This is a genomic window from Paracoccus sp. R12_2 (assembly GCF_017744015.1).
GTDB lineage: Bacteria > Pseudomonadota > Alphaproteobacteria > Rhodobacterales > Rhodobacteraceae > Paracoccus.
In genome coordinates this window covers 22,448-47,660 of the sequence record NZ_JAGHRA010000016.1, presented here as the reverse complement: position 1 = coordinate 47,660, position 25,213 = coordinate 22,448, and the positions used below count along the sequence as shown (strand labels likewise).

Below are 25,213 nucleotides of genomic sequence, written 5' to 3'. Positions count from 1 at the left end.
ACTCAAATGCTACAACCCTGCAGAAACTCAGAACCCGTGGGACAATTCGCGGCTGAAGCTGTTCCGCGCGAAGCCGCGCAGCCGATCGGCCGTGCTTTGCGGCAATGTCGCTGCCGGAAGATCCAGCCAGGCGGCGCGGTCGGCCTGTGGGGTCGGCAAGGGTGCCGGTGCGGAATCGAGCAACCAATCCGGTGGATCGACCAGCCCCGGCCGTGTCACAAGCGCGTCCAGCCGCGCCACGTCGCGAGGCCAGTCGGCCTGCGAGGACGGCGAATTTGCGCGGGCCGCAACGGGCGCCTCCAGAAGATAGCCCGCACCGCGACGCGACAGCGAATATCCCGCCGCCAGACCGCTGCTTGCTGCCAATGGCTGAAGCTTGACCCCAGGCGCTGCCTCGGCGCCGCCCCAGCGCCAGACCCGCGCGCGGCCATAGCAGAACTGCGTCAGATCGGCGTGCAGATACCCGCCGGAGGCCAGGAATTCGACGAAGCCCGGCTTCAGCCGCGCCCCGTCCTCGATGATGATCGCACCCGGCAAATCCTGATCAATGATCTGGCGCCAGGCGCGCCGGTGAAGCCCGGACCTCCATCCGACCAAAGAACCGCCGCGCACCGTTTCCACAACCTGAAACGGCACCCGGCAGGAACGAAGCGTCTCGGTCAACTGACCCTCGCGACGCTGCACACCCGCACCACATAGAATGAAGATCGGCCAGCCTTCCAATGCCGGCGAAACGCAAACAGCACACATGACACCATACCGCCTAAAAACTTACTACTCGGTCAGCATAGGCGATTTTTCGCCTATTTGACACCTCACCATTTGGACAGGTTTCGAACCAGGCGGTCAGAAATTCCGGGCACTGGGCGCGCGTCCGGGTCGGGGCAGCCTGACCCCGTCCAGAATATCAAGCGGGCTGGGAACATGCACCTTGACGCCGGGCCCGGCAGGCGCGCGCGTCTGCTTGCTGAGTTCGATCAGAACCACTCCGGCGATCAGCACCCGGCTGATCCGCGCCCCGGTCCGTTCCCACATCTGCGCGCTGCCAAGCCAGAAACGCCGGTCCGAGGGCGGGATATAGACCGCGGACCCATGCCATTCCGCCACGAATCCCGCGCTCCGCATCTGTCCTTCCAACTGACCGGCCGTGTAGCTGCGCCCCAGCCCGAACGGGGTCCGGTCAGACGCCGCCCACAATCCAGCCCGGTTCGGAGCCATGGCGATCAGCCGTCCGCCGGGTCCCAGAACGCGCCATGCCTCGGCCAGCAGCGCGCCCGGATGATCGCTTGTCTCAAGCCCGTGGAGCAGCACCAGACGGTCGATGCTGCCTGTCTCGACCGGCCACGCGGTCTCGTCGCACAGGACACTGTGATTGGGCAGCCCCGCCGGCCAGGCCATCACGCCCTGCGGACCGGGCATCAGCGCCGTGACCCGGCGCGCCGGGCCAAGATACGGACGCAACAGCGGCGCCGCGAAACCGAAACCCGCAACGGTCATCCCCGTCGTTCCCTCGGCGGGCCAGCGACGGGTCAGCCGGTCGCGCAGAATTCGCTGCACAACGCGCCCGAGGGAACGCTGATAATAGAACCGCCGAAGTTCCTCGATGTCGTGATGCATTGCACCCAAGCCGCGCTTTTGTCACCCTTGACCACAGCACAGAGGGAAGGATTTGCCAATGCCGCTGGAACTGGTCACGTTGCGATGCCTGCGCGACAACTATGCCTATCTGCTGCACGGACCGGCGGGCACCGTCCTGATCGACGCGCCCGAAGCCATGCCGATCCTGACCGAGATCGAGGCGCAGGGCTGGGGGCTGGATGCCATCCTGCTGACCCATCACCACGATGACCACATCGGCGGCGTCGCAGAGATCGTCGCTGCAACGGGCGCTCGTGTCATCGGCAATGCTGGCGATGCCCGCCGCCTGCCGCCCCTGGATATCGCGGCGATGCCGGGTGAGCAACTGGAGGTGCTGGGCGAAGCCATCACCGTGCTGGATGTTTCGGGCCACACGATCGGCCATGTCGCATTCCACTTTCCGCAGTCCGGCATGGCGTTCACCGCCGACAGCCTGATGGCAATGGGATGCGGACGCCTGTTCGAGGGCGATGCCGCGATGATGTGGGAAAGCCTGTCGCGCCTGAACGCCCTGCCCGCCGAGACGCTGATCTGCTCGGGTCACGATTACTGTGCGGCGAACGGCGCCTTCGCCCTGTCCGTCGACGCCGACAACACGGCGCTTCGGGAACGCCTGGACGCCGTCGCCCAATCCCAACAGCCCTGCTCGCCTGCGACATTGGCCGAGGAACGCGCCACCAACCCCTTTCTTCGCGTCAACGAGTTGCGCGATCCTCTGGGCATGCAGGGCGCCACCGACGCCGAGGTGTTCGCACGGCTGCGCAAGCTGAAGGACGAGTTCTGAGATGGTCGCACGGACCGGCAAGCGCTTTCCCAAGTTTTCTTGTCGGTGCTTGAAATCCGCCTTCCCCGCGATCACATCTGCCTCAATCATGGGAAAAACGTGCCGGTTTGGCGAAAAAGCACTTGATGCCGGGCGAAATCCACCAAATCTTAACTGTATCGTGACAGTCTGGGCAGGTGGGCCGCTAGATATGCCCATACCGCCAGCCGACTGACAGGAGACGACCGTGCCAAGTTTCTCGACCTCTCTGGAACAGGCCATTCACCAGGCGCTTGCGCTGGCGAACGAACATCGACACGAGCTGGCGACCCTGGAACATCTGTTGCTGGCGCTGACCGAGGAACCGGATGCGGTCAAGGTCATGCGCGCCTGCAATGTGGATCTGGACGAACTGCGCAAGCTGCTGGTCGATTTCATCGAGGATGACCTGTCCACCCTGATCACCGACGTGGAAGGCTCCGAGGCGGTGCCGACCGCGGCATTCCAGCGCGTCATCCAGCGCGCGGCGATTCACGTGCAAAGTTCCGGCCGGCAAGAGGTCACCGGCGCCAACGTCTTGGTCGCGATCTTCGCGGAACGGGAATCGAACGCCGCGTTCTTCCTGCAGGAGATGGACATGACCCGCTATGATGCGGTGAATTTCATCGCCCATGGCGTGGCCAAGAATCCGTCCTTCAGCGAAAGCCGCAAGGTGGTCGGTTCGGACGAGCCGGCCGAAGCCAAGCAGGCCGAGGCCGCGCATGAGGCCAAGGATGAAACCGCGCTTGCGAAATTCTGCGTCGATCTGAACGCCAAGTCGAAAAAGGGCGATGTCGATCCCCTGATCGGCCGCGAGAACGAGGTCGAACGCTGCATCCAGGTGCTATGCCGGCGGCGCAAGAACAACCCGCTGCTGGTCGGGGATCCGGGTGTCGGCAAGACCGCCATCGCCGAGGGGCTGGCCAAGAAGATCGTCGAGGGTCAGACACCGGAAGTCCTGTCTGGGGCGACCATCTATTCGCTGGACATGGGCGCGCTGTTGGCCGGCACGCGCTATCGCGGTGATTTCGAGGAACGTCTGAAAGCTGTCGTGAAAGAACTGGAAAACCACGAAGACGCCATCCTGTTCATCGACGAGATCCACACCGTGATCGGCGCGGGCGCGACCTCTGGCGGGGCCATGGATGCCAGCAACCTGCTGAAACCCGCACTGGCGGGCGGCAAGCTGCGCTGCATGGGTTCGACCACCTACAAGGAATATCGCCAGCATTTCGAGAAGGATCGCGCCCTCAGCCGCCGGTTCCAGAAGATCGACGTGAACGAACCGTCGGTGCCCGACGCGGTGAAGATCCTGATGGGGCTGAAGCCGCATTTCGAAAAGCACCACGAGCTGCGCTACACCAATGACGCGATCAAGTCTGCGGTCGAACTGGCGAACCGCTATATCAACGACCGCAAACTGCCCGACAGCGCGATCGACGTGATCGACGAGGCCGGCGCGGCGCAGCATCTGGTTGCGGAAAGCAAGCGGCGCAAGACCATAAGTCCGAAGGAGATCGAGGCCGTGGTGGCCAAGATCGCCCGGATTCCGCCCAAGAATGTCAGCAAGGACGACGCCGAGGTCTTGCGCGATCTGGAAACCAGCCTGAAGCGCGTGGTCTTTGGCCAGGACGCGGCAATCGCGGCGCTGTCTTCTGCGATCAAGCTGGCACGCGCAGGTCTGCGTGAACCCGAAAAGCCCATCGGGAACTATCTCTTTGCGGGACCGACGGGTGTCGGCAAGACCGAAGTCGCCAAGCAGCTTGCCTCGACGCTGGGTGTGGAATTGCTGCGCTTCGACATGTCCGAATACATGGAAAAACATGCGGTCAGCCGGTTGATCGGCGCACCGCCGGGATATGTCGGGTTCGACCAGGGCGGCCTGCTGACCGACGGCGTCGACCAGCACCCGCATTGCGTCCTGCTGCTGGACGAAATCGAGAAGGCGCACCCGGATGTGTTCAACATCCTGTTGCAGGTGATGGACCACGGCAAGCTGACCGACCACAATGGCCGGGCGGTGGATTTCCGCAACGTGATCCTGATCATGACGTCGAATGCCGGCGCCGCCGATCAGGCGAAGGCCGCGATAGGCTTTGGCCGCGATCGCCGCGAAGGCGAGGATACCGCCGCGATCGAGCGCACCTTCACGCCCGAATTCCGCAACCGGCTGGATGCCGTCATCAGCTTCGCGCCACTGTCCCGCGATGTCGTGGTTCATGTCGTCGAAAAGTTCGTCCTGCAGCTCGAGGCACAGCTGATGGATCGCAACGTGCATATCGAGCTGACCCCGGAAGCCGCCGACTGGCTGGCCGAAAAGGGTTATGACGACAAGATGGGCGCCCGCCCGCTGGGTCGCGTGATCCAGGAGAACATCAAGAAGCCTCTGGCCGAGGAGTTGTTGTTCGGGCGGCTGACAAAGGGCGGCGTGGTGCGCGTGAAGATCGAGGACGACAAGCCGGTCTTCGACATCACCGGCCCCGACGCCTTGCGAATCGGCAAGTCCAGGCCGCCTCTTCTGACTGCGGACTAAAGTCATTCAGGCGACAGGACGGCACATCGCCGTCCTGGTGGAACCGTAACCCGGCACACGAACCGGCCTGCAGCAGACGCTGCAGGCCGGTTTGATTTGGCGGTCGTGACGTCAACACGACGCGCCCTGAACTCGGATCAGACCAGCGATGTGGGAAAAGGTGCACTATTCGGTGTTCAACTGAACATGATCGGGTTGGCCACGAGCCAGTTCGCCCTATCGTCCTGCCACGAAGCCGGTTAGGATCGTGACCCGATGGACACCAGCGCGCGACAATACGACTGCCCGAACCTGCCGAAGCCCCGCAGCTTCTGGCAGCGCATCGCCGATCGCATGGCCGCGATGCTGGGGCGTCAGCGGACGACAACGCCGCCCGAACGCTCGGTCGCCTTCACCATTGCGGTGATCGCGCTTGGGGCGAAGATGGCCAAGGCCGACGGCACCGTGGCGCGGGCCGAGGTCGCGGCCTTCCGCCGCGTCTTCATCATCCCGCGCGCCGAGGAAAAGAACGCGGCCCGCGTCTTCGATCTGGCCCGACAGGACGTGGCGGGATTCGACGCATGGGCACGCCGCATCGCCGCGATGTTTCCTGCCGGCGATCCGGTGTTGGCCGATGTGCTAGAGGGGCTGTGCATCATCGCGGTGGCCGACGGCGACATGCACCAGACCGAGATCGCCTTCCTGGACGAGGTCGGCCGCATCTTCGGGCTCAGCCCCGCCCGGATCGCCGCGATCCGCGCCAGCCACGATCCCAAGGCAGGCTGCCCCCCCTGCGAAGTGCTGGGCATCCCGATCGACACCCCCCTGCCCGAGGCCCGCAAACGCTGGCGCGATCTTGTCCGTGACGCCCATCCCGACCGCGCCATCGCGCGAGGGCTGCCGCCCGAGGCCGTGCGCCTTGCCGAAGCCCGCACCCGCCGTCTGAACGAGGCGTGGGAGAAGTTTCGCGCGATGCATGCCGGCGCGGGACCACGCCCCGCGTGATCCGGTTGTAGGCCCAACCAACCATGGCTAGAATGACGCGCAAAGACCCGGGTGGCGCATGAGCGACGAGCAGCAGACATATCAGGTTCTGGCCCGGAAATACCGGCCCGAAACCTTCGCGGATCTGGTCGGTCAGGATGCGATGGTGCGCACCCTGAAGAACGCCTTCGCCGCCGACCGGATCGCGCAGGCCTTCATCATGACCGGGATCCGGGGAACCGGAAAAACGACTACGGCCCGAATCATCGCCAAGGGCATGAACTGCATCGGACCCGATGGACAGGGCGGGCCCACGACCGAACCTTGCGGCACCTGCGAACATTGTGTCGCAATCAGCGAGGGCCGCCATGTCGACGTGCTGGAAATGGACGCTGCATCCCGCACGGGCGTCGGCGACATCCGTGAAATCATCGAAAGCGTGCATTACCGGGCGGCGTCCGCGCGCTACAAGATCTATATCATCGACGAGGTTCACATGCTGTCGACCAGCGCGTTCAACGCGCTGCTCAAGACGCTGGAGGAACCGCCCCCGCATGTGAAGTTCATCTTCGCCACCACCGAGATCCGCAAGGTGCCCGTCACCGTCCTGTCGCGCTGCCAGCGATTCGACCTGCGCCGGATCGAGCCCGAGGTGATGATCGGACTTCTGAACCGGATCGCGGCCTCGGAAAGCGCTCAGATCACCGATGATGCGCTGGCGCTGATCACCCGGGCCGCCGAAGGGTCGGCCCGCGATGCCACCAGCCTTCTGGATCAGGCGATCAGCCATGGCGCGGGGCAGACCACCGCCGACCAGGTGCGCGCGATGCTGGGCCTTGCGGATCGCGGCCGGGTCATCGACCTGTTCGAGATGATCCTGCGCGGCGATGCGGCGGCGGCGCTGACCGAACTGCAATCGCAATATGCCGATGGCGCCGATCCGGTCGCCGTGCTGCGCGACCTGGCCGAGAACACGCACTGGGTTTCGGTTGTGAAGATCACGCCGGAAGCCATTGAAGATCCAACGATTTCACCTGATGAACGCACCCGCGGACAGGATCTGGCCGACCGCCTGCCGATGCGCGTCCTGACCCGGCTGTGGCAGATGCTGCTGAAGGCGCTGGACGAAGTCTCGGCCGCACCCAACGCCATGATGGCGGCGGAAATGGCGATCATCCGGCTGACCCATGTGGCCGATCTGCCCGATCCCGAGGCGTTGATCCGCAAGGTCCAGCAGGCTCAGGCTGCGGGTGACTTTACCCGCGCCGCCACGCCGGCGGCATCGAACGACCAGCAACAGGCCCCGCGCGCCGCACGCAGCGCCCCCACGGTCAGCGTCCGGCAGAACGGCAGCGCGGCCGCGCTGGCCGTCTCGCCCGATGCCTTCGCGGCGTTCCCGGATTTCGCCTCGGTGCTGGAATTGATCCGCAGGATGGGTGACATGCTGCTGCTGGTGCAGGTCGAAAACCACGTCGCGCTGGTCCGCTACAGCCCCGGCCGGATCGAATTCGAACCGCGCGGCAACGCCCCGGCCGATCTGGCGCAGAAGCTGGGCGAACGGCTGCGCGGCTGGTGCGGGGGCCAGCGTTGGGCGGTCAGCGTCACCAGTTCGGGTGGTGCCCCGACCGTCGCCGAGCGGCGCGCGGCCGAGATGGCCGAGGCTCATCGGCGCGCTCTGGACCTGCCCATCGTGCAGCAGGTGATGGCCACGTTTCCGCAGGCACGGCTGAAGGCCGTGACCCGGATCGCTGCGGATCCCGAGATTGCGCAAGACATCGCGGCCGATGGTGCCGCGAACCCCCATGACACCCAGGGTCCCGTTGCCGAAGTCGAGGAATGGGATCCGTTCGAGGATGAGGATTGAGACGATGATGAAAGGTCTGGGCGGCTTTGGCGACATGGCCAAGATGATGAAGGCCGCCAAGGAAATGCAGGACAAGATGGGCCAGATGCAGGCCGATCTGGAAAAACTGACCGTGACCGGCGAATCCGGCGCGGGGCTGGTCACGGCGACCTGCACCGCCAAGGGGGAACTGACCGCGCTGGATATCGACCCGTCGATCTTCCAGCCCTCGGAAAAAGAGGTGGTCGAAGACCTGATCCTTGCCGCGATCAAGGACGCGCAGCGCCGCGCGCAGGACAAGATGCAGTCGGAAATGGGTCGGATCACCCAGGATCTGGGCCTGCCCGCCGACATGAAATTCCCGTTCTGACGACCGCCGCGCATGGCCGAAGGCAGCGACGATATTCAGGCCCTGATCGCCCTGATGGCCCGACTGCCCGGCCTGGGCCCGCGCTCGGCCCGCCGCATCGTGCTGGCCCTGATCCGGAAACGCGGCGGACAGATGGCACAACTTGCCCAGCTTCTGGGCAGCGTCGCGACCAGTTCCCGCGAATGCCTGATCTGCGGTAACATCACCGACCGCGACGAATGCGCGATCTGCACCGATCCCGCCCGCGCCAATGGCGAGATCTGCGTGGTCGAGGACGTGGCCGATCTGTGGGCGCTGGAACGTGGCCGTGCGTTTCGCGGCCGCTATCACGTACTGGGCGGCACCTTGTCGGCACTTGACGAAATCGGCCCCGACGATCTGGGCATCCCCGCCCTGACCGACCGGATCCGGGACCAACGCATCACCGAGGTAATCCTGGCCCTGAACGCCACCGTCGATGGCCAGACCACCGCCCATTACATCGCCGAGGTGCTGGAGGGCAGCGGCGTCGCCGTCACCGGCCTGGCCCAGGGCGTGCCGATCGGCGGCGAACTCGACTATCTCGACGACGGCACGATCAGCGCCGCGCTGCGCGCACGCCGCAAGCTGTGAAAAAGGGCTGCGTGGTGCAGCCCTTTCTTCCTTGTCGACATATCCCCGGGGGGGTCCGGGGGGCTGGCCCCCCGGCCGTCGCGGGACGCAATTCTCAGGCGTCCAGCTTTTCCACCTTGGGCGAAGCCTTGGCGATCTCGATCCGGCGCGGTTTCAGCGCCTCGGGGATCTCGCGGACCAGATCGATATGCAGCATGCCATCGACATGGCTGGCGCCGTCCACGCGGACGTGATCGGCCAAGGTGAACTTGCGTTCGAAGGCGCGGGTCGCGATGCCGCGATGCAGATAGCTGCGGCTGTCGTCTTCGTCAGCCTTGCGGGCGGCGACGATCACGGCGCCGTCGCGCACCTCGACGCTCAGATCATCGGCGGCAAATCCGGCCACCGCGATCGAGATGCGATAGGCATCCTCGCCGGTCTTCTCGATATTGTAGGGGGGATAGGTCGGCACCGACACGTCGGCCGCCATGGCGCGGTCCACGACATCGGCCAGACGGTCAAAGCCGACCGAGGCACGATAAAGCGGGGTCAGGTCAAAGTTACGCATGTGTCACATCCTCTCATAAGCGATGCATATGTCATGCCCCCCGGTCATCGGGCGGGCGCATTCCGACGCCTTTATGGCCGCCGGCAGGAAAAATGTAGGCAGCGCTTATCGCGGTTCAAGACCCGCGCGATGCGCAAATCTCAGGCAATCGCGCCCAGCCCGTCGGGCCGTGGTCCGCCGGTCGCCCAGTCCAGCAATTGCACCGTGTGCACCACTGGCACATCGGTCGCGCCGCCGATCTGCATCATGCAGCCGATATTGCCCGCCGCGATGATCTGCGGCGAGGTCGCCTCCAGCGTGGCCACCTTGCGGCGCTTCAGCTCGGACGACAGCTCCGGCTGCAACAGGTTATAGGTGCCTGCCGAGCCGCAGCACAGATGCGGGTCCGCAGGCTCCACGATCCGAAAACCGGCCCGGGTCAGCAAGGTCCCTGGCGCGGACTTGATCTGCTGGCCATGCTGCAGCGAGCAGGCCGAATGATAGGCGACACGCGCGCCCTGCCCCTCGGTCCGGGCGCGGTCGGGCAGGCCCAGCCCCTCAAGGAACTCGGTCACATCGCGGGTCAGCCCCGACACCCGCGCGGCCTCGGCCGCGATGTCGTCGTTTTCGAACAGATGGCCGTAATCCTTGACAGTCGTGCCGCAGCCCGAGGTGTTGATGATGATCGCATCCAGCGCCCCGTCGCGTTCGGCGGCCAACAGCCGGGCGATGCTGTCGCGGGCACGCGTCTTGGCATCGTCCTGCTGGCCCATATGCAGGGTCAGCGCACCGCAGCAGCCGAATTTTTCGGGAATCACGACCTCGCAACCCGCGCGGCGCAGCAGGCGGATCGTGGCGTCGTTGATCTCGGTGTTCAGCGCTCGCTGCGCGCAGCCGATCATCAGTGCGACCCGCGCGCGGCGTTCGCCGATCGCGGGAAAGGTCTGGCCGTCATCGTTGCGGCTGACAGGGGGAATGGTTTTCGGCGCCATCGCCAGCATCGCCCGCAACCGCGCATCGGGCATCAGCCGCGCAAAGGGCCGGGCCAGTTTCGCCCCCGCCAGCGCCAGCCGGAACCGCCCCGGATGCGGGATCACCTGTTTCAGCAGCCAGCGCAGCGCCCGGTCACGCCACGGGCGACGATAGGTCGCCTCGATATGCGCGCGCGCGTGATCGACCAGATGCATGTAATGGACACCCGACGGGCATGTCGTCATGCAGGCCAAGCAGGACAGGCAGCGGTCGATATGTTTCACGGTCTTTTCGTCGGCGGGCCGTCCCGCCTCGAGCATGTCCTTGATCAGGTAGATCCGGCCGCGCGGGCTGTCCAGCTCATCGCCCAGAACCTGATAGGTCGGGCAGGTCGCGGTGCAGAACCCGCAATGGACGCAGGTTCGCAGGATCTGGTTCGATCTGGCGGTGGCCGGGTCTTTCAGCTGTTCGGGTGTGAAATTGGTCTGCATCAGTCGCCCCCCGAAAAGATCCCGCGCGGATCGAATTTCTGCCGCAGCCCCGCCTGCAGCCGGTGCGTCACCGGATCGGGGGCGGGGAGGATCATCGCCGCGCTGCCGCCGATCCGCCGGGCATGACCCCAAAAGCGCTGCAATCGCGGAATCTGGTCGCGTTCCAGCTGCACATGGATCAGCGCGCCGCCCCAATCCACCGACAGCGGCGCGGGAAGCGCGGCGATGATCGCAGGCGCCTCGGACGGTCGGCAGACGATGCGCCACAGATCGCCTTCGGTTTCATCAGTATTTGGGCAAAGAAGATGCCAGGGGTCATCGCCGGTCTCGGTGACATCGCCATGCACGGCAAGCCGGTCCCGCAGGGCAGCGATGCGGATCGCGACCGAGCCTTCCAGCCCCTCAAGCCGGATCAACGCGCCGCGACCGGGCAACCATGCGGCGCCGCTGACCTCGAACGGGCCGGACAGCGCGTCGGTCAGGGCCGGGATCGCGGCGGCGGCATCCAGACCCGGCATGCACAACGTGCGGCGCAGCGGCGGGGCCGGCGCGGTCTTCAGGCTGAGTTCGGTCAGCACGCCCAGACGGCCCCGGCTGCCGGCCATCAATTTGACCAGATCATAGCCGGTGACGTTCTTCATCACCCGCCCGCCATTGCTGACCGCATCGCCGTTGCCGTCGAGGAAGCGAACCCCGATCAACGCGTCGCGCGCGGCCCCCGCCTGCACGCGGCGCGGACCCGATGCGTTCGCGGCGATCACCCCGCCGATCGTCGATCCCGGCAGTCCCGAAGGCTCGAATCCCAGCATCTGCCCATCGGCGGCCAGCGTCTGCTGCACGGTTTCCAAAGGCGTGCCGGCGCGCACCACCAGAGTCAGCGCCTCGGGTTCGTAACGGATGATGCCCGACAGGCCCGACACGTCCAGCCGCGTCCCAAGCCCCTCGCCCGGACAAAGCCGCGTGGCCCCGCCGGTGATCGACAGCGGCTCTCGCGTGTCGCGGATACAGGCGGCCAGCGCCGCTTCGCTGTCAGGCCGCATCCCGGCCCCTGTTCGGTCGCGCGTTTCGTCGGCTGGCCGACACGTCCAGCGGAAACACCTTGGCGGCGTTCAGAAGCCAGCGGGGATCGAACACGTCCTTGACCCGCATCTGCGCCTCGAGATCGGCGGGCGTGTATTGCGCGGTCATCAGGTCGCGCTTTTCGATGCCGACGCCGTGTTCGCCGGTCAGGCATCCGCCCACCTCGACGCAAAGGCGCAAGATATCGGCCCCCAGCGCCTCGGCCCGGTCCAGATCACCGGGGGTATTCGCGTCATGGATGATCAGCGGGTGCATGTTGCCGTCGCCGGCGTGGAAGACATTGGCGACCGACAGGCCGTAATCCTGGGACAGTTCCTCGATCCGGGCCAGCACCCGTGGCAGGGCCGAGACCGGGATCGTGCCGTCCAGGCAGATATAGTCGCCCAGTTGGCCCATCGCGCCGAAGGCCGATTTGCGGCCCAGCCAGATGCGGCGGGATTCGTCCTCGGACCCGCTTTCGCGGAACTCGACGGGATCGAAGCCCTGCGCGATGTCGCGGATCAGGGCCAGTTGTTCATCGATCTCGGGCGCGGTTCCCTCGACCTCGACGATCAGCAGGGCGGCGCAATCGGGGTAACCGGCATGGGCATGGGCTTCGGTCGCGCGGATGCAGGGCCGGTCCATGAATTCGATGGCGACCGGCAGCACACCGGCGCGGATGATCGCCGCGACACAGGCGCCCGCCGTTTCGCTACTGTCGAAGGCGATCAGCACTGGTCGCGCGCCAGGCGGCTTGGGCAGGATCCGCAGCGTCGCCTCGGTCACGATGCCAAGCTGACCCTCGGACCCGCAGACCACGCCCAGAAGGTCAAGCCCGCCTGCCTCGCCCATCGGCCCGCCCAGTTCGACCACCGTGCCGTCCATCAGCACCATGGTGACGGCCAGAAGGTTGTTGGTCGTGACCCCGTATTTCAGGCAATGCGCGCCGCCGGAATTCATGCCGATATTGCCGCCGATCGCGCAGGCCAGCTGACTTGACGGGTCGGGCGCGTAGAAGAAGCCCTGCCCGTCCACGGCGCCCGAGACCGACAGGTTGGTGCGCCCCGACTGCACGCGGATCAGCCGGTCCCCGGGCGCGATCTCCAGCACCTCGGTCATCCGGGCCAGCCCGATCACCACCGCGTCCGCCGTGGGCATCGACCCGCCCGCAAGGCTGGTTCCGGCGCCGCGCGGCACCACCGGCACGCCATGCTGATGACACAGGGACATCAGCCGCGACACCTCGTCGGTGGTGCGCGGCAGCACGACCGCCAGCGGCGCGCAGCGATAGGCCGACAGCGCGTCGCATTCATAGACCCGCGTCTCGGCGGGGTCGTCGATCACCGCGCCGGGCACCGCATCCCGCAGTGCCGCGACGATCGCCTCGCGGCGCGACAGAACCGACGCATCGGGTTCAGGCATCTGCATCATCGCGGCGGCCCCTCCCCTGGCCTCGATGTCCGGCTGGCGCGCGGGACCTGCGCGACGTCATGCCGCGCAACAGCCCCCGCCGTCGGGAAATCTTCGCAAACGGCACGGGGGATGCCCCGAAAAACCTCCGGACCGGGCGCGTGTCCCATGATCGACGATAGAGCGCGCGACCGGGGCTTTCAAGGCGGTGCGGCGCGGCGTAGAACTTAGGTCATGCGGATCGATCTCAGCCTGCCGACGATGTTTCAGACAGCCGATCTGGCCGCGCTCGTGCTGTTGTTCGTCAGCTGGTTCGCCATCGGCTGGGTCACCGAACATCCGCCCGCGGGCAGGCCGTCGGTGTCGATCCTGATGATGCGGTTTCGCCGCGAATGGATGCTGCAGTTCATCACCCGCGATCCGCGCATCTTCGACAGCAACATCCTGGCCAGCCTGCGCGAGGGCACGGCCTTCTTCGCCTCGGCCTGCATGATCGCGACGGGCGGCATTCTTGCGCTGATCGGCAATGCCGAACAATTGCAGGGACTGGCGCAGGAATTCGACTTCTCGCGCGGCGCCGCCGTGCTGTGGGAGGCGAAGCTGCTTGTCACGATGTTCTTCGTGGTCAACGCCTTCCTGAAATTCGTCTGGTCGCACCGCTTGTTCGGCTACTGCGCGATCATGATGGCGGCGGTGCCGAACGATCCGACCGACCCGGTCGCGCCGCAGCGCGCGCAGCAGGCCGCCGACCTGAACATCACCGCCGCGCGCAGCTTCAATTCTGGCCTGCGCAGCGTCTATTTCGCGATGGGATCGCTTGGCTGGCTGGCGGGGCCCTGGGCGCTGATCGCCGGGGTCACGGTGGTCCTGTTCGTCACCTGGCGGCGCGAGTTCGCCTCGGCCTCGCGGCGGGCGATCATGCGCTGCCTGCCGCCGCCGCGGCGGCACGATCCTGCCACACGGCCAGCGTCAGAACCACCGCACCCGCCGCAGTAAGCACGATGCCCACCAGCCCGGGCGCGGCCCATCCCCAACCGGCGGCCAGCGCCAGACCCGCCAGGAACGGCCCCAGCGCGTTGGCCGCGTTGAAGGCGGCGTGGTTCATCGCGGCGGCCATGTTCTGCGCCCGGCCCGCCACATCCATCAGCCGGGTCTGCAACGGAATGACCAGCCCGGACCCGGCCCCCAGCAAGAAGGACGACAGCACCATCAGCGTCCAGTCGCCCACCACCAGCGCGGCAAAGCCCTGCGTGACGGCCATCGTTCCCAGCAGCAGAAAGGCGGCGCGGATCTGGCCCAGACGTTCGGTCAGGCGTCCGGCGGCCCAGATCCCCAGCGTGCCACCGACCCCGAACAGCGCCAGCGCCAGCGGAATCGCCCAGCCCGGCGCGCTGGTGGTCGCCAGCATCGCGGCCGTCAGGAAGGCATAGACCGCGAACAACCCGCCAAAGCCGATCGCGCCGACAGCCAGGATCCACAGAACGCGGGGGTTGCGCAGCGCCTGCACCTCGTCCCAGGGGCGCGCGTCGGGGTCGCCGCCGACACGCGGCGCGACCTTCAGGATCAGCCAGGCCGAAGCCAGTGCCAGCACGCCCGGCAGCGCAAATCCCCAGCGCCAGCCGATGCCCTGTCCCAGCGCGCCCGCCAGCGGCACACCCGCGATATTGGCCACCGTCAGCCCCATCACGATCTGCGCCGCGCCCCGTGCCCGATGTTCGCGCGGCAGGGCGTCGGCGGCATACAGCATCGCAACGCCCAGAAAGCCACCATGCGGCAGACCGGCCAGGAACCGCATCCCGGTCAGCGTGGCATATCCCGGCAGCGCCGCCGCCAGCAGGTTGATCACGCCATAGAACGCGATCAGCGCGGCAAGGTAACGTCGCCGGGGCAGCCGCGCGCCCAGGATCGAGGTCACGGGCGCGCCCACCACCACCCCCAGCGCATAGGCACTGATGACATGACCTGCCTGCGGTTCGGTGATGCCAAGATCGGCGGCGAAATAGGGCAGCAGCCCCATTGCCGCGAATTCGGATGTGCCGATGGCGAACGCCCCCAGCGCAAGCGCAAGGATGGCGTGACGAAGATCACGTGATTGGGTCATGGCGCGGTCCTGTTAGGATGTTAGCCCCAACATCGCGTCCGAACGCTGCCTTGACAAGGGGCGCCGGGCAGGATGCCGGTTTGCGTGTCGTGCAAGCCAGCCCTTACAGATGGCCGCGCCGGACCATGATCCAGATGACCGCGGCGGCCAGTACCAGCAGTCCGAATGTCACCGAAGCGGCAAAGCTGATCGCCCTGCCGCGCCACCGGCTAAGCTCGCCAAGCGGGCGCAGATGTTCTGTCAGCGCCGCGTGGGCGCGGCTCAGCGCGGCAAGGTCAAGCTGGCGGGCGACCTTTGGCTGGGCGCTGATCCGATCGGCCTCGGCCAGCCTGCGCGCGGGCTTTCGCAGCTTGGCCGGCAACGCGCCGCCGCGACGGCGCAGCATCACCTGCAGGGACGGGCGCTCTCCGCGGCGGGCACCGCCGAAACGCGCGACCATCAGCCGCGACACCTCGTCGGCCATCACCCGGATATCCTCGAAACTCTGCACATCGCGGCTCATGGCGCGCAGAATAGACGGGATGGCGGGCGGGCGCCAGACGCCCTAGGATCGGCGGCATGAAACTGAATCGCACCGTCACCGGGCCGCAATCCGGCCTGCCCGTCATCCTGGTTCACGGCCTGTTCGGTCAGGGCCGCAATCTTGGCGCGATCGCGCGTCGGCTGGCCGACGGGCGGCAGGTCGTCACCGTCGATCTGCGCAATCACGGCGACAGCCCGCATGATGCCGATCACAGCTATCGGGCGATGGCCGGGGATCTGGCCGAAACGATCGCGGAGTTCGGCGGTCGCGCCGATCTGGTCGGGCATTCGATGGGCGGCAAGGCGTCCATGGCGCTGGCCCTGACGCAGCCGGACCTGCTGCGCAAGCTGGTGGTGATGGACATCGCGCCGGTGGCCTACCGGCACAGCCAGAACGATCTGATCGACGCGATGCAGGCGATGGATCTGAACGATCTCGATCGTCGCAGCGATGCCGACAGCCGACTTGCGGCGGGAATCGATTCGGACGGGCTGCGCGCCTTTCTGCTGCAACAGCTTGACCTGAAGGCGCAGCCGGCGCGCTGGCGGCTGAACCTGCCGGTGTTGCGCGCGTCGATGGACGAGGTGACGGGATGGCCCGATGACCTGCCGCGCGCCACCTTCGACGGGCCGTGCCTGTTCATGGCCGGAGAGCGGTCGGACTATATCGATGCGCAGGGCGAGGACGCGATGCGCGGCCATTTCCCGCAGGCGCGGCTGGTGACCCTGAAGAATGCCGGTCACTGGATGCATGCGGATGCGCCCGAGGCAGTGGCCGACACGTTGGCGGCGTTTCTGGGCGACGGCTAGCCCTGACCGGCGCGGCAATCCAGATCGAACCGCGCGACGCCGGTATCGCCGGGAATGCGCGTCGTCATGCTGCCCGGAACGACCGCACAGCCGGTGGCCGTGGCCACCGCGCGCGCCATCGCCGCGGGAACGGCGGCGCGCTGTGCCCGGCCAAGATAACCCATCCGGATGACCTCAGCCTCGGAGTCCTTCTGCAGGATCACGAATTCGATGCCGTCCTGGCGCAGTTCGTGGCGGCGCGCGCCCAGCATGTCGGGCGAGCCGCTGGCGCAGGCAGAGATCAGCAGGACAAGGGCGGACATATAATGGCGCATGCGCCGTTCATGACACGGCAACCGTTAACGCAGGGTTAACGCGGTCCCGGCTTTCGCGGACGATGCCCCGGCTCAGTCGGCCTGCTGATCCTCCAGCCGCTCGGCCAGTGCCTCGGCCCGCGCGGCAAGTTCGGCCATCGCCTCCTTGAGGTCGGCGGGAATCACCGGCACCTCGACCCGCGCGGGGTTCGACTGCAGGCGGTTCAGATGCCGCTCGGCCTTCTCGGCACGGTCTTCCATGGTCGCATATCGGTCCGCCAGCATCAGCCCGGCCAGCAGCAGCAGGCGCGGTTCCGGCATCCGCCCGGCCTGTTCCAGAATCTGCTGCGCCTCGCCGTCCAGCAGCGCGGCGGCGCGTTTCAGCAGCTTTTCCTCGCCATCCTGTGCGCCAAGACGATATTCCTTGTGCCCGATGGTGAAATCGACTTCGGCCATTTACCTGTCCCCGCCCCTGGATGCGTCGTCATGATCGCCACCGGACATGTGCCCCGCGTCGTCGGCCTGTTCGGCCACCTCGTCCTCGGGCACGCCGGCGGTGTCGCCGGTGACCTCGGGCAGAACCGCGTCATCCCCGGCGCGCGATGCCGAGGTCGCCGGTCGCTGATCGTCCTCGGACAGCAGGCGTTCAAGTTCCTGCATGATATCGCCCATCTGCGCGATCTCGGCGGCGCGGGCGGCGCGCAGCGCCTCGATCTCGGCTTCCAGCGCGGCGATCGAGGCATCCTCCGAACCGCCTTCGGACGAGGCCGCCTCGATCAGGACACGATTCGCCTCGGCCAGTTCCTCGTTCGCGGCCGAAAGTCGCGCGGCCTGTTCGCTGGCCCCGGTCAGCCGCGTCCGCGCCTCGGCCAGCGCGGCCTCCAGCGGGCCGCCCCGATCCGCGCGCAGCGCCGCCAATTCGCCCGCCAGACGCGCATTCTCGGACTGCAGGTCCTCGATCCGGGTCTCGAACGCGGCCCGGTCGGGCGTGTCCGCAGACGCCTGCGCATCCCGGCAATGCCCGGTCCCGGCCTCCAGCAACTGGTCGATGCGGTCCAGCGCGGCGCTGAGGCGGCGTTCGCTGACGGAAATATCGCTCATCGCGTCGGTCCTTTGTTGGCTCAGTCACGGTTTTGACACCGCCTGCGTCATAAAACAAGAACGGGCGGGAAAACCCCGCCCGTTCATATCTCTGCCGGTCAGGCTTCAGGCAAGTTCTCGCCGCTCGCCCTGCAGACCCTTCACGATCGCCCAGCATGCGCCCAGAAGGATGATGGTGAACGGCAACCCGGTCGAGACCGCCATCGCCTGCAGCGCGGTCAGACCGCCCCCCAGCAGCAGCGCGATCGCCACCAGACCTTCGAAGGTGCACCAGAAGATGCGCTGCGGAACCGGTGCGTTGACCTTGCCGCCCGCCGCGATCGTGTCGATCACCAGGCTGCCGGAATCCGACGAGGTGACGAAGAACACGATCACCAGGACGATCCCGATGAAGCTGGTGATGGCGGTCAGCGGCAACTGGCCCAGCATCTGGAACAGCTTCAGTTCCAGCGCGGCGTCGGTGATGCCTGAAAAGCCGCCGATGGTCATGCTGATCGCGGTGCCACCCAGCGCGGTCATCCACAGGACCGAGATCAGCGACGGCACGATCAGAACCGCGATCAGGAACTGCCGCACGGTGCGGCCGCGGCTGACGCGGGCGATGAACATGCCGACGAAAGGTGACCAACTGATCCACCACGCCCAGTAGAACGCGGTCCAGCCCTGGCGGAAGTTGTCGTCATCGCGCCCGAACGGGTTCGACAGCGGCAGCAATTCCTTGGCGTAGGTTCCAAGATTGCCGAAGAACCCGCGGAAGATTTCCGCCGTCGGACCCACCAGGATCACGAACAGCAGCAGCAGGAAGGCCAGCACCATGTTGATCTCGGACAGGCGCTTGACGCCCTTCTCGACGCCCAGCACCACAGACAGGGTCGCGACGCCGCTGATCGCCAGGATCAGGATGACCTTGGTCATGTCAGAATTCGGGATCCCGAACAGGAAGTTCAGACCGGCGGTCGCCTGTTCTGCACCAAAGCCCAAAGACGTGGCCAGACCGAAGATCGTGGCGAACACCGACAGGATGTCGATGATATGGCCCGGCCAGCCCCATACGCGCTCGCCCAGCAGCGGATAGAAGATCGAGCGCATGGTCAGCGGCAGGCCCTTGTTATAGGCAAACAGCGCCAGCGCCAGCGCGACCACCGCATATATGCCCCAGGGGTGCAGACCCCAGTGGAAGATCGTCGCCGCCATGCCCAGACGGCGCGCCTCCAATTCGTTGCCCTCGGCGCCGCCCAGCGGCGCCCAGTCGGTGCGCACGCCATCTTCCAGCGTGACGCCGCCGAACGCGGTCTGGTAATGGCTGATCGGTTCGCTGACGCCATAGAACATCAGCCCGATCCCCATGCCGGCCGCGAACAGCATCGCAAACCAGCCCGTCAGGCTGAAATCAGGTGTCGCATCCGGCCCGCCAAGTCGCACGGACCCCAGCGGTGTGACGATCAGATACAGGCAAAGCAGCACGAAGACGTTGCCTGCGATCAGGAAGAACCAGTCCAGATTGCCCGTCACGCCATCGCGCATCTGCACGAACAGCGGTTCAAGCTGGGTCGGGAACAGCATCGTCACGACCGTGAACAGCACGACCGAAATGGCCGAAATCGCGAAGACCGGGTTGTGGATATCGAATGGGAACGGCTTCACGCCCTCGATATTGTTCTGGCCGATCTCGTAGTCGGTCTCGATGATTTCGGTGACGCCCTCGGGCTGGGGAATGGCTTCTACTTCGGGTTCGGGTTCGGGCTCGTATCGCCCCTTCAGCGCCTCTTGCTCGCGGCGTTCATCGCCGGGTCGGCCCTTGAGGTTTTTGCGACCGCCCTCTGGTGTTTTCTGGTTTGACATGCGTCCCTTTCTCTTTCTCTATTGGATCGGGTCGTTCGTGCACGGGCACCGGCAAGAAGCTGCCGGTTCGGTCACATACCTCTCACAATTCGCTCAGAATGGCTACCGGCGCGGAAAATTGCGCACGCAAGCGACGGGATCGTGACGGGAAACGACATCCCGGACTGCGGGCTGCGTCATCTTGACGCCTTCTCTGGCCCATGCAGTATCGCGGGCTCTTGGACCGCAAACTTGCCGGGGTGTCATGGGCAAACAGAACCGCAGCTTCGTGGTGATCGGACTTGGCGCGTTCGGCAGCGTCGTGGCGACCGAACTTGCGCGCTTCGGCAACCGGGTGCTGGGCATCGACAAGGACCACAGGCGCGTCGCCGCGCTGGCCGAACAGCTGTCGAACGTCGTCATCCTGGACGCCACGGACGAAGGCGCGCTGCGCGAGGCGGGCGTTGACCGCTATGACGTGGGGCTGGTGTCGATCGGCAACGACCTGGAAAGCAATGTCATCGCCGCGATGAACATGCGCCTGATCGGGGTCGAGACGATCTGGGCCAAGGCGGAAAGCCGCACCCATCACCGCATCCTGTCGAAGATCGGCGCCGACCGGGTGATCCTGCCGGGTCTGGAAATGGGCCGTCATGCCGCGCAGATGCTGAACAACCCGGCGGTGCAGGACTATGTCGCCCTGGGCAACGGCTTCTCGGTCGTCAACCTGCTGATCCCCGAAAGGCTGAAGGGCAGGAAACTCTCGGATCTGAACACCGGACCGGGGATCACGCCGCTGGGACTGATGCGCGGCACCGAATATATCGAACTGCGCGACAATGATCCGGCCCTGCAGACCAACGACCGGTTGCTGCTTCTGGGCAAGCGGGTCGATCTGACGCGGTTCGGCGACCAGCTGTGAGACGCCGTCCGCAGCCGATCGTCGCCCTGCGCCGCTGGCTGGGGCGCACGCCGCCCCCGGCGGTGCTGGCGGTGCTGTATCTGGCGCTGATCGTTCTGGGCGGGCTGGCGCTGAAACTGCCCTTCATGACGCGCCAGACGATCAGCCTTTCGGACGCGCTGTTCACCTCGACCTCGGCGGTGACGGTGACCGGCCTTGCGGTCATCGACACCCAATATGCGCTGACCTTCTGGGGTCAGCTGGTGCTGGCGACCCTGATCCAGCTTGGCGGGTTGGGGCTGATGACCTTCGCGGTCCTCGTCTGGTCGGCGCTGGGGCTGCAGATGGGCATCACCCACCACACCTATCTGCGCGAGGATCTGAACCAGACATCCTACAGCCGGCTGACCCGGCTGGTCTGGACGATCTTCCGCGTCGTGCTGATGGCCGAGATCGCCGGGGCGATGCTGCTGTGTCTCAGCTTCATGCCGGCGACCGGGCTGGGGCCGGGGCTGTGGCACGCGATCTTCCATTCCGTGTCGGCCTTCAATAATGCGGGCTTTTCCACCTTTTCGGCCGGGCTGACGGGCTATGCCACCGATCCGGTCGTGAACCTCGTCATTCCCGCCCTCTTCATTCTTGGCGGCATCGGCTATGTCGTGGTCGCCGACATCCACAACCGGCGCTTCTGGCACGGCTGGACGCTGCACACCCGGCTGATGCTGGTCGGCACCGCGGCGCTGATCGTGATCGGCGTCGGACTGACGGCGATCCTCGAATGGAACAACCCGCGCACGCTGGCGCAGTTCGACAGCGCCGGCGCAAGGCTGACGGTGGCATGGTTCCAGGGCGTGACCACCCGCACGGCGGGGTTCAACACGACCGATATCGGCGGGCTGCACGATTCGACCTCGCTGCTTTACATGGCGCTGATGGTGATCGGCGCGGGGCCGACCTCGACCGGCGGCGGGCTGAAGGTGACGACCGTCGTCGTGATGCTGCTGGCCACGCTGGCGTTCTTTCGCCGCCGCACCCAGATCTGGGCCTTCGGAAGATCCATCGGGCTGGACGAGGTCCTGAAGGTCATGGCGCTGATCGCCATCGCCTCGGTGCTGATCTTCTCGGCGACCTTCGTCCTGATCGCCAGCCACGAGGGGCACTTTCTGGACATCAGCTTCGAGGTCGCCTCGGCCTTCGGCACCACCGGCCTGTCGCGCGGCTACACGGCCGAGCTTTCCGATTTCGGGCGCATCGTCATCATGGTGGTGATGTTCCTGGGCCGGGTCGGTCCGCTGACGCTGGGATTCTTTCTGGCCACCCGGATCACCCCGCGCGTGCGTTACCCCGAGGGTCAGGTGCATCTTGGCTGATCGCCCGGCCCGGCCTATAAGGCCCGCGTCCTGAAAGGAAACCGCATGCGCAAGGCCACCATCATCCGCAACACCGCCGAGACGCAGATCGAGGTGACGATCGACCTCGACGGCACCGGAACCTATGACAACCGGACCGGCGTCGGGTTCTTCGATCACATGCTGGACCAGCTGTCCCGGCATTCGCTGATCGACATGACCATCCGCGCGACGGGCGACCTGCATGTCGATGACCACCACACGGTCGAGGATACCGGCATCGCCATCGGCCAGGCCCTGACGCAGGCCCTGGGCGACAAGACCGGCATCCGCCGCTATGGCAGCTTCCTGCTGGCGATGGACGATTCGCTGGTCCGCGCGGCGCTGGACCTGTCGGGACGGCCCTATCTGGTCTGGAACGTGGATTTCCCCACCCCGCAGATCGGCAGCTTCGACACCCAGCTTGTGCGCGAATTCTTCCAGGCGCTGTCCACCCATGGCGGGATCAGCCTGAATGTCGCGCGTCTGGACGGGATCAATTCGCACCATATCGCCGAGGCCGCCTTCAAGGCCGTCGCCCGCGCCCTGCGCGAGGCGGTCGAGCCGGATCCGCGCATGTCGGGCGCCCTGCCCTCGACCAAGGGCGCGCTATGAAGGTTGCGCTGATCGACTATGACAGCGGCAACCTGCATTCGGCGGAAAAGGCGTTCCAGCTGATGGGCCGCGAGATGGGCGCCGACGTGGTGGTGACCTCGGACCCCGACGTGGCCGCCCGCGCCGACCGCATCGTGTTGCCCGGCGACGGTGCCTTCCCCGCCTGCCGCACCGCCCTGGGCGAGGTGGACGGCATGGCCGAGGCCCTGCGCGAGGCGGTTCTGACGCGCGGCGTGCCGTTCCTTGGCATCTGCGTCGGCATGCAGATGCTGGCGACGACCGGCCATGAATATCGCGAAACCGCCGGTCTGGACTGGATCGGCGGCGCGGTCGTGCAGATCGACGCGCCCGGATTGAAGGTCCCGCATATGGGCTGGAACGATCTGGTGATCGACCACCCGCACCCGGTTCTGGACGGAATCGCGACCGGCGATCACGCCTATTTCGTCCATGGCTGGCAGTTCCGCGTGGCCGACCCCGCGCATCGTCTTGCGCATGTCGATTACGGCGGCGCCGTGACGGCGGTCGTGGGCCGCGACAATATCGTCGGCACCCAGTTCCACCCCGAGAAATCGCAGGCCATCGGCCTGCGCCTGATCGCCAACTTCCTGCACTGGACACCCTGAGGCCGGGGCGCGCGTCAGAGCCGCATTTTCGGCGGCTTCCGGTCCGCCCGCGCGCCGCGCGCGCCACGATGCAATGTCCCGTTAGCCGCCGGGAAACGGCGCCCGGTCCTGTCGGCAGGTCGCGCCGGTGGGCGGCAGAACCCCGTCGATCAGATAGGCCGCGATGTAATCCTGCGCACAGCGGCTGGGATTGATCAGCACGGTATGGCCGAAACCATGCACCACCAGCAGCCGCGCATCGGCCAGTTCCTGCGCCATGCGCACCGATCCGGCAAAGGGCGTCGCCGGGTCGAAACTGTTGCCGATGACCAGAACCGGCGCGCCGGTCGGCCTGTCCCACGGCCCCGGATAAGGGTCGGCGGCGCGCGCGGTCCAACCCTCGCATGATGCGGCCAGCGGCCAGCCGGAATATCCCGCGCGGGCATAGCTGGCCCTGATCTGTGCCGCGATCGCCTCGGCGTCCACCGGGTTGGGGCTTTCCCCGCAGATCACCGAAAGCTGCCGCCCGGCGCTGGTCACATAGGTCTGATCCACGGTCGTGGCGCCCGCGGCCCCTGCCGCTGCGGGCGTCGCGTTGGCGGCATTGTCCGGATCGGGCGCGACCGTCGCCACGTCCGGCGCGGCATCGGCCTGCCACAGCCGTTCCAGAAACTGCGCGACGGCCACGAATCCCGGAAACCGGCCGAAACCCGGCAGCGGTTCGACCGTGTAGATCGAGCTTCCCAGATAGGTCATCAGGTCGCGGTCATCGATCCTGTCGCCATCCAGCGACAGCCCCGCCGCCGCGCGGGTCAGCAGCGTATCCCACTTGGCCCGCGTGGCCTCGGGCGATCCCGCCGAGAAGGCACAGGCCGAGGCGGGCACCGCGCCGCACGCATCCATGAACGCGCCAATGCTGGACTGTCCGGCGAAATCCGACCCGACGCGCACAAAGGTGCTCAGCCCGCCGTCCTCACCCGGCCCCGCCACCCATGCCGAGGGCGAGATGGCACCGTCCAGCACCGCCGCCCTGACCCGGTCCGGAAACATGTTCAGATAGGTCGCGCCCAGGAAGGTTCCATAGGATGTGCCGTAATAGCTGATCGTTTCCTCGCCCACCGCCTGCCGCAGCAGATCCAGGTCGCGGGCGTTGTCGGCGGTCGAGACATGGGCCAGCAGATCGCCAGCCCGTGCCGCGCATGCCTTGCTGAAGGCGGTGCGACCCGCATGGTTCCGCGCCATCTCGGACGGGGTCAGCGGCAGGCCATCGGGCAGGTTGCCGTGCAGGAATGCCGCCTCTTCCTCGGCGCTGGCAAAGCACTGCACCACTGGGGTCGTGCGCCCGCCCATCCCGCGCGGATCCCAGCTGACGATGTCGAACCGGTCGCGCACCTCGTCCGGGAAACCGCCGATCGCGGCGGGCAGATAGGCGGTTCCCGAATCGCTGGGGCCGCCGGGGTTCCAGAACAGCGTGCCGATCCGGTCGCCGGGGCCGCGCGCCGGGGCCTTGATGACCGCCAGATCGAAACCCGGACCGCCGGGATCGCGATGGTCCATCGGCACAGAGGCCATCGTGCAGACCAGACCTTCGGTGCCGGCGGCCCCCTGTTCGGCAGGCGGACAGGCCGCCCATGTCAGGGTGCCGGGCTCTTCGGCGAAGGCAGACGATCCGCAGAACGTCAGAGAAAGGACAAGAACGGCAATCGGACGCAGCTGCATGGCGCAGATCCCCGGATCTTGGCCGAGACTCGCGTCCCGACCTTGTGGACATACATGATGCTATGTCCGGGCCGCGCTTGGGTAAAGACGGATCGGTGCGGCCGGGCACCACACCGCG

Annotated in this window: 25 protein-coding genes; 12 read left to right on the top strand and 13 right to left on the bottom strand. The window is 66.5% G+C overall.

Annotated features, from left to right (window positions below; all coding sequences use genetic code 11):
* Positions 1-27 precede the first annotated feature (27 nt).
* Together J7359_RS16350 and J7359_RS16345 are read right to left on the bottom strand one after the other, a co-directional pair.
* The gene (locus tag J7359_RS16350) at positions 28-750 is read right to left on the bottom strand and encodes a hypothetical protein (protein ID WP_209058227.1); all 723 of its coding nucleotides are present in this window, start codon (positions 748-750) and stop codon (positions 28-30) included.
* A 96-nt stretch (positions 751-846) separates the two neighbouring features.
* Entirely contained in the window at positions 847-1,617 is a 771-nt protein-coding gene (locus J7359_RS16345; RefSeq protein ID WP_209058226.1) for a methyltransferase domain-containing protein, read from the bottom strand.
* 58 nt (positions 1,618-1,675) lie between these two features.
* Between J7359_RS16345 and gloB the strand changes: the two genes are divergently transcribed.
* The 6 genes from gloB (at position 1,676) to recR (ending at position 8,761) form a co-directional block, all read left to right on the top strand.
* Entirely contained in the window at positions 1,676-2,422 is a 747-nt protein-coding gene (gene gloB, locus J7359_RS16340; protein WP_209058225.1) for a hydroxyacylglutathione hydrolase, read from the top strand.
* Positions 2,423-2,648: 226 nt separating this feature from the next.
* Entirely contained in the window at positions 2,649-4,973 is a 2,325-nt protein-coding gene (gene clpA, locus J7359_RS16335) for an ATP-dependent Clp protease ATP-binding subunit ClpA (RefSeq protein ID WP_209058224.1), read from the top strand.
* 255 nt (positions 4,974-5,228) lie between these two features.
* Positions 5,229-5,957 carry a molecular chaperone DjiA gene (locus tag J7359_RS16330; RefSeq protein WP_209058223.1) on the top strand — a complete coding sequence of 243 codons (729 nt, stop codon included), beginning with the start codon at positions 5,229-5,231 and terminating at the stop codon, positions 5,955-5,957.
* Positions 5,958-6,015: 58 nt separating this feature from the next.
* Positions 6,016-7,800 (top strand): DNA polymerase III subunit gamma/tau, encoded by a 1,785-nt coding sequence (locus J7359_RS16325; protein WP_209058220.1) that lies wholly within the window; start codon positions 6,016-6,018, stop codon positions 7,798-7,800.
* 4 nt (positions 7,801-7,804) lie between these two features.
* Positions 7,805-8,149 carry a YbaB/EbfC family nucleoid-associated protein gene (locus J7359_RS16320; protein WP_209058217.1) on the top strand — a complete coding sequence of 115 codons (345 nt, stop codon included), beginning with the start codon at positions 7,805-7,807 and terminating at the stop codon, positions 8,147-8,149.
* A gap of 12 nt (positions 8,150-8,161) precedes the next feature.
* Positions 8,162-8,761 (top strand): recombination mediator RecR, encoded by a 600-nt coding sequence (gene recR, locus J7359_RS16315; protein ID WP_209058216.1) that lies wholly within the window; start codon positions 8,162-8,164, stop codon positions 8,759-8,761.
* Positions 8,762-8,855: 94 nt separating this feature from the next.
* Here recR and J7359_RS16310 read toward each other — a convergent pair whose 3' ends face one another.
* From J7359_RS16310 to J7359_RS16295, 4 genes are all read right to left on the bottom strand, one after another.
* A complete protein-coding gene (locus J7359_RS16310; protein ID WP_209058214.1) occupies positions 8,856-9,308 on the bottom strand; it encodes an Hsp20 family protein in 453 nt (150 codons plus the stop codon).
* A 140-nt stretch (positions 9,309-9,448) separates the two neighbouring features.
* Positions 9,449-10,750, bottom strand: a complete 1,302-nt coding sequence (gene glcF / locus J7359_RS16305) for a glycolate oxidase subunit GlcF (protein WP_209058212.1) — start codon at positions 10,748-10,750, stop codon at positions 9,449-9,451.
* Positions 10,750-11,790: an FAD-binding protein gene (locus J7359_RS16300; RefSeq protein WP_209058210.1), complete on the bottom strand. Its 1,041-nt coding sequence runs from the start codon at positions 11,788-11,790 to the stop codon at positions 10,750-10,752. Before J7359_RS16300 ends, glcF begins: the two co-directional genes overlap by 1 nt.
* Complete coding sequence (locus tag J7359_RS16295; RefSeq protein WP_209058325.1) at positions 11,780-13,237, bottom strand: FAD-linked oxidase C-terminal domain-containing protein; 1,458 nt, start codon at positions 13,235-13,237, stop codon at positions 11,780-11,782. The genes J7359_RS16300 and J7359_RS16295 overlap by 11 nt, the downstream gene beginning before the upstream one ends.
* 216 nt (positions 13,238-13,453) lie before the next feature.
* Between J7359_RS16295 and J7359_RS16290 the strand changes: the two genes are divergently transcribed.
* Entirely contained in the window at positions 13,454-14,215 is a 762-nt protein-coding gene (locus J7359_RS16290) for a DUF599 domain-containing protein (RefSeq protein ID WP_247740474.1), read from the top strand.
* Here the strand turns inward: J7359_RS16290 and J7359_RS16285 are convergent.
* Entirely contained in the window at positions 14,136-15,320 is a 1,185-nt protein-coding gene (locus J7359_RS16285; protein WP_209058208.1) for an MFS transporter, read from the bottom strand. The genes J7359_RS16290 and J7359_RS16285 overlap by 80 nt on opposite strands.
* Before the next feature lie 103 nt (positions 15,321-15,423).
* The gene (locus tag J7359_RS16280) at positions 15,424-15,822 is read right to left on the bottom strand and encodes a hypothetical protein (RefSeq protein ID WP_209058207.1); all 399 of its coding nucleotides are present in this window, start codon (positions 15,820-15,822) and stop codon (positions 15,424-15,426) included.
* Between the two features lie 56 nt (positions 15,823-15,878).
* Between J7359_RS16280 and J7359_RS16275 the strand changes: the two genes are divergently transcribed.
* Positions 15,879-16,652, top strand: coding sequence for an alpha/beta fold hydrolase (locus tag J7359_RS16275; protein WP_209058206.1), 774 nt, complete (start codon positions 15,879-15,881; stop codon positions 16,650-16,652).
* Here J7359_RS16275 and J7359_RS16270 read toward each other — a convergent pair.
* From J7359_RS16270 to J7359_RS16255, 4 genes are all read right to left on the bottom strand, one after another.
* On the bottom strand, positions 16,649-16,966 hold the full coding sequence (locus J7359_RS16270; RefSeq protein ID WP_209058205.1) for a hypothetical protein: 318 nt from the start codon (positions 16,964-16,966) through the stop codon (positions 16,649-16,651). The two genes, J7359_RS16275 and J7359_RS16270, sit on opposite strands and share 4 nt — an antisense overlap.
* 72 nt (positions 16,967-17,038) lie before the next feature.
* Positions 17,039-17,401, bottom strand: coding sequence for a cell division protein ZapA (locus J7359_RS16265; RefSeq protein WP_209058204.1), 363 nt, complete (start codon positions 17,399-17,401; stop codon positions 17,039-17,041).
* Entirely contained in the window at positions 17,402-18,046 is a 645-nt protein-coding gene (locus tag J7359_RS16260) for a hypothetical protein (RefSeq protein ID WP_209058203.1), read from the bottom strand.
* A 105-nt stretch (positions 18,047-18,151) separates the two neighbouring features.
* A complete protein-coding gene (locus tag J7359_RS16255; RefSeq protein ID WP_209058202.1) occupies positions 18,152-19,888 on the bottom strand; it encodes a BCCT family transporter in 1,737 nt (578 codons plus the stop codon).
* A 244-nt stretch (positions 19,889-20,132) separates the two neighbouring features.
* Here J7359_RS16255 and J7359_RS16250 point away from each other — a divergent pair, with 244 nt between their 5' ends.
* From J7359_RS16250 to hisH, 4 genes are read left to right on the top strand one after another with little or no spacing between them, the layout of a single operon-like run.
* Positions 20,133-20,789, top strand: a complete 657-nt coding sequence (locus J7359_RS16250; RefSeq protein WP_209058201.1) for a TrkA family potassium uptake protein — start codon at positions 20,133-20,135, stop codon at positions 20,787-20,789.
* On the top strand, positions 20,786-22,138 hold the full coding sequence (locus J7359_RS16245; RefSeq protein WP_348524406.1) for a potassium transporter TrkG: 1,353 nt from the start codon (positions 20,786-20,788) through the stop codon (positions 22,136-22,138). Before J7359_RS16250 ends, J7359_RS16245 begins: the two co-directional genes overlap by 4 nt.
* Before the next feature lie 45 nt (positions 22,139-22,183).
* A complete protein-coding gene (gene hisB, locus J7359_RS16240; RefSeq protein WP_209058200.1) occupies positions 22,184-22,771 on the top strand; it encodes an imidazoleglycerol-phosphate dehydratase HisB in 588 nt (195 codons plus the stop codon).
* The gene (gene hisH / locus J7359_RS16235; RefSeq protein WP_209058199.1) at positions 22,768-23,397 is read left to right on the top strand and encodes an imidazole glycerol phosphate synthase subunit HisH; all 630 of its coding nucleotides are present in this window, start codon (positions 22,768-22,770) and stop codon (positions 23,395-23,397) included. Before hisB ends, hisH begins: the two co-directional genes overlap by 4 nt.
* Positions 23,398-23,478: 81 nt before the next feature.
* On the opposite strand, the gene J7359_RS16230 is transcribed toward hisH, so the two are convergent.
* Entirely contained in the window at positions 23,479-25,095 is a 1,617-nt protein-coding gene (locus J7359_RS16230; RefSeq protein WP_209058198.1) for an alpha/beta hydrolase, read from the bottom strand.
* Between the last annotated feature and the right edge of the window lie 118 nt (positions 25,096-25,213).

What these genes read in the sequence shown, in the direction of transcription:
- J7359_RS16350 (WP_209058227.1), bottom strand. Translation starts at nt 750, where the DNA reads ATGTGTGCTGTTTGCGTTTCGCCGGCATTGGAAGGCTGGCCGATCTTC.
- J7359_RS16345 (WP_209058226.1), bottom strand. Translation starts at nt 1,617, where the DNA reads ATGCATCACGACATCGAGGAACTTCGGCGGTTCTATTATCAGCGTTCC.
- gloB (WP_209058225.1), top strand. Translation starts at nt 1,676, where the DNA reads ATGCCGCTGGAACTGGTCACGTTGCGATGCCTGCGCGACAACTATGCC.
- J7359_RS16330 (WP_209058223.1), top strand. Translation starts at nt 5,229, where the DNA reads ATGGACACCAGCGCGCGACAATACGACTGCCCGAACCTGCCGAAGCCC.
- J7359_RS16325 (WP_209058220.1), top strand. Translation starts at nt 6,016, where the DNA reads ATGAGCGACGAGCAGCAGACATATCAGGTTCTGGCCCGGAAATACCGG.
- J7359_RS16320 (WP_209058217.1), top strand. Translation starts at nt 7,805, where the DNA reads ATGATGAAAGGTCTGGGCGGCTTTGGCGACATGGCCAAGATGATGAAG.
- recR (WP_209058216.1), top strand. Translation starts at nt 8,162, where the DNA reads ATGGCCGAAGGCAGCGACGATATTCAGGCCCTGATCGCCCTGATGGCC.
- J7359_RS16310 (WP_209058214.1), bottom strand. Translation starts at nt 9,308, where the DNA reads ATGCGTAACTTTGACCTGACCCCGCTTTATCGTGCCTCGGTCGGCTTT.
- glcF (WP_209058212.1), bottom strand. Translation starts at nt 10,750, where the DNA reads ATGCAGACCAATTTCACACCCGAACAGCTGAAAGACCCGGCCACCGCC.
- J7359_RS16300 (WP_209058210.1), bottom strand. Translation starts at nt 11,790, where the DNA reads ATGCGGCCTGACAGCGAAGCGGCGCTGGCCGCCTGTATCCGCGACACG.
- J7359_RS16295 (WP_209058325.1), bottom strand. Translation starts at nt 13,237, where the DNA reads ATGCAGATGCCTGAACCCGATGCGTCGGTTCTGTCGCGCCGCGAGGCG.
- J7359_RS16290 (WP_247740474.1), top strand. Translation starts at nt 13,454, where the DNA reads ATGCGGATCGATCTCAGCCTGCCGACGATGTTTCAGACAGCCGATCTG.
- J7359_RS16285 (WP_209058208.1), bottom strand. Translation starts at nt 15,320, where the DNA reads ATGACCCAATCACGTGATCTTCGTCACGCCATCCTTGCGCTTGCGCTG.
- J7359_RS16280 (WP_209058207.1), bottom strand. Translation starts at nt 15,822, where the DNA reads ATGAGCCGCGATGTGCAGAGTTTCGAGGATATCCGGGTGATGGCCGAC.
- J7359_RS16275 (WP_209058206.1), top strand. Translation starts at nt 15,879, where the DNA reads ATGAAACTGAATCGCACCGTCACCGGGCCGCAATCCGGCCTGCCCGTC.
- J7359_RS16270 (WP_209058205.1), bottom strand. Translation starts at nt 16,966, where the DNA reads ATGCGCCATTATATGTCCGCCCTTGTCCTGCTGATCTCTGCCTGCGCC.
- J7359_RS16265 (WP_209058204.1), bottom strand. Translation starts at nt 17,401, where the DNA reads ATGGCCGAAGTCGATTTCACCATCGGGCACAAGGAATATCGTCTTGGC.
- J7359_RS16260 (WP_209058203.1), bottom strand. Translation starts at nt 18,046, where the DNA reads ATGAGCGATATTTCCGTCAGCGAACGCCGCCTCAGCGCCGCGCTGGAC.
- J7359_RS16255 (WP_209058202.1), bottom strand. Translation starts at nt 19,888, where the DNA reads ATGTCAAACCAGAAAACACCAGAGGGCGGTCGCAAAAACCTCAAGGGC.
- J7359_RS16250 (WP_209058201.1), top strand. Translation starts at nt 20,133, where the DNA reads ATGGGCAAACAGAACCGCAGCTTCGTGGTGATCGGACTTGGCGCGTTC.
- hisB (WP_209058200.1), top strand. Translation starts at nt 22,184, where the DNA reads ATGCGCAAGGCCACCATCATCCGCAACACCGCCGAGACGCAGATCGAG.
- hisH (WP_209058199.1), top strand. Translation starts at nt 22,768, where the DNA reads ATGAAGGTTGCGCTGATCGACTATGACAGCGGCAACCTGCATTCGGCG.
- J7359_RS16230 (WP_209058198.1), bottom strand. Translation starts at nt 25,095, where the DNA reads ATGCAGCTGCGTCCGATTGCCGTTCTTGTCCTTTCTCTGACGTTCTGC.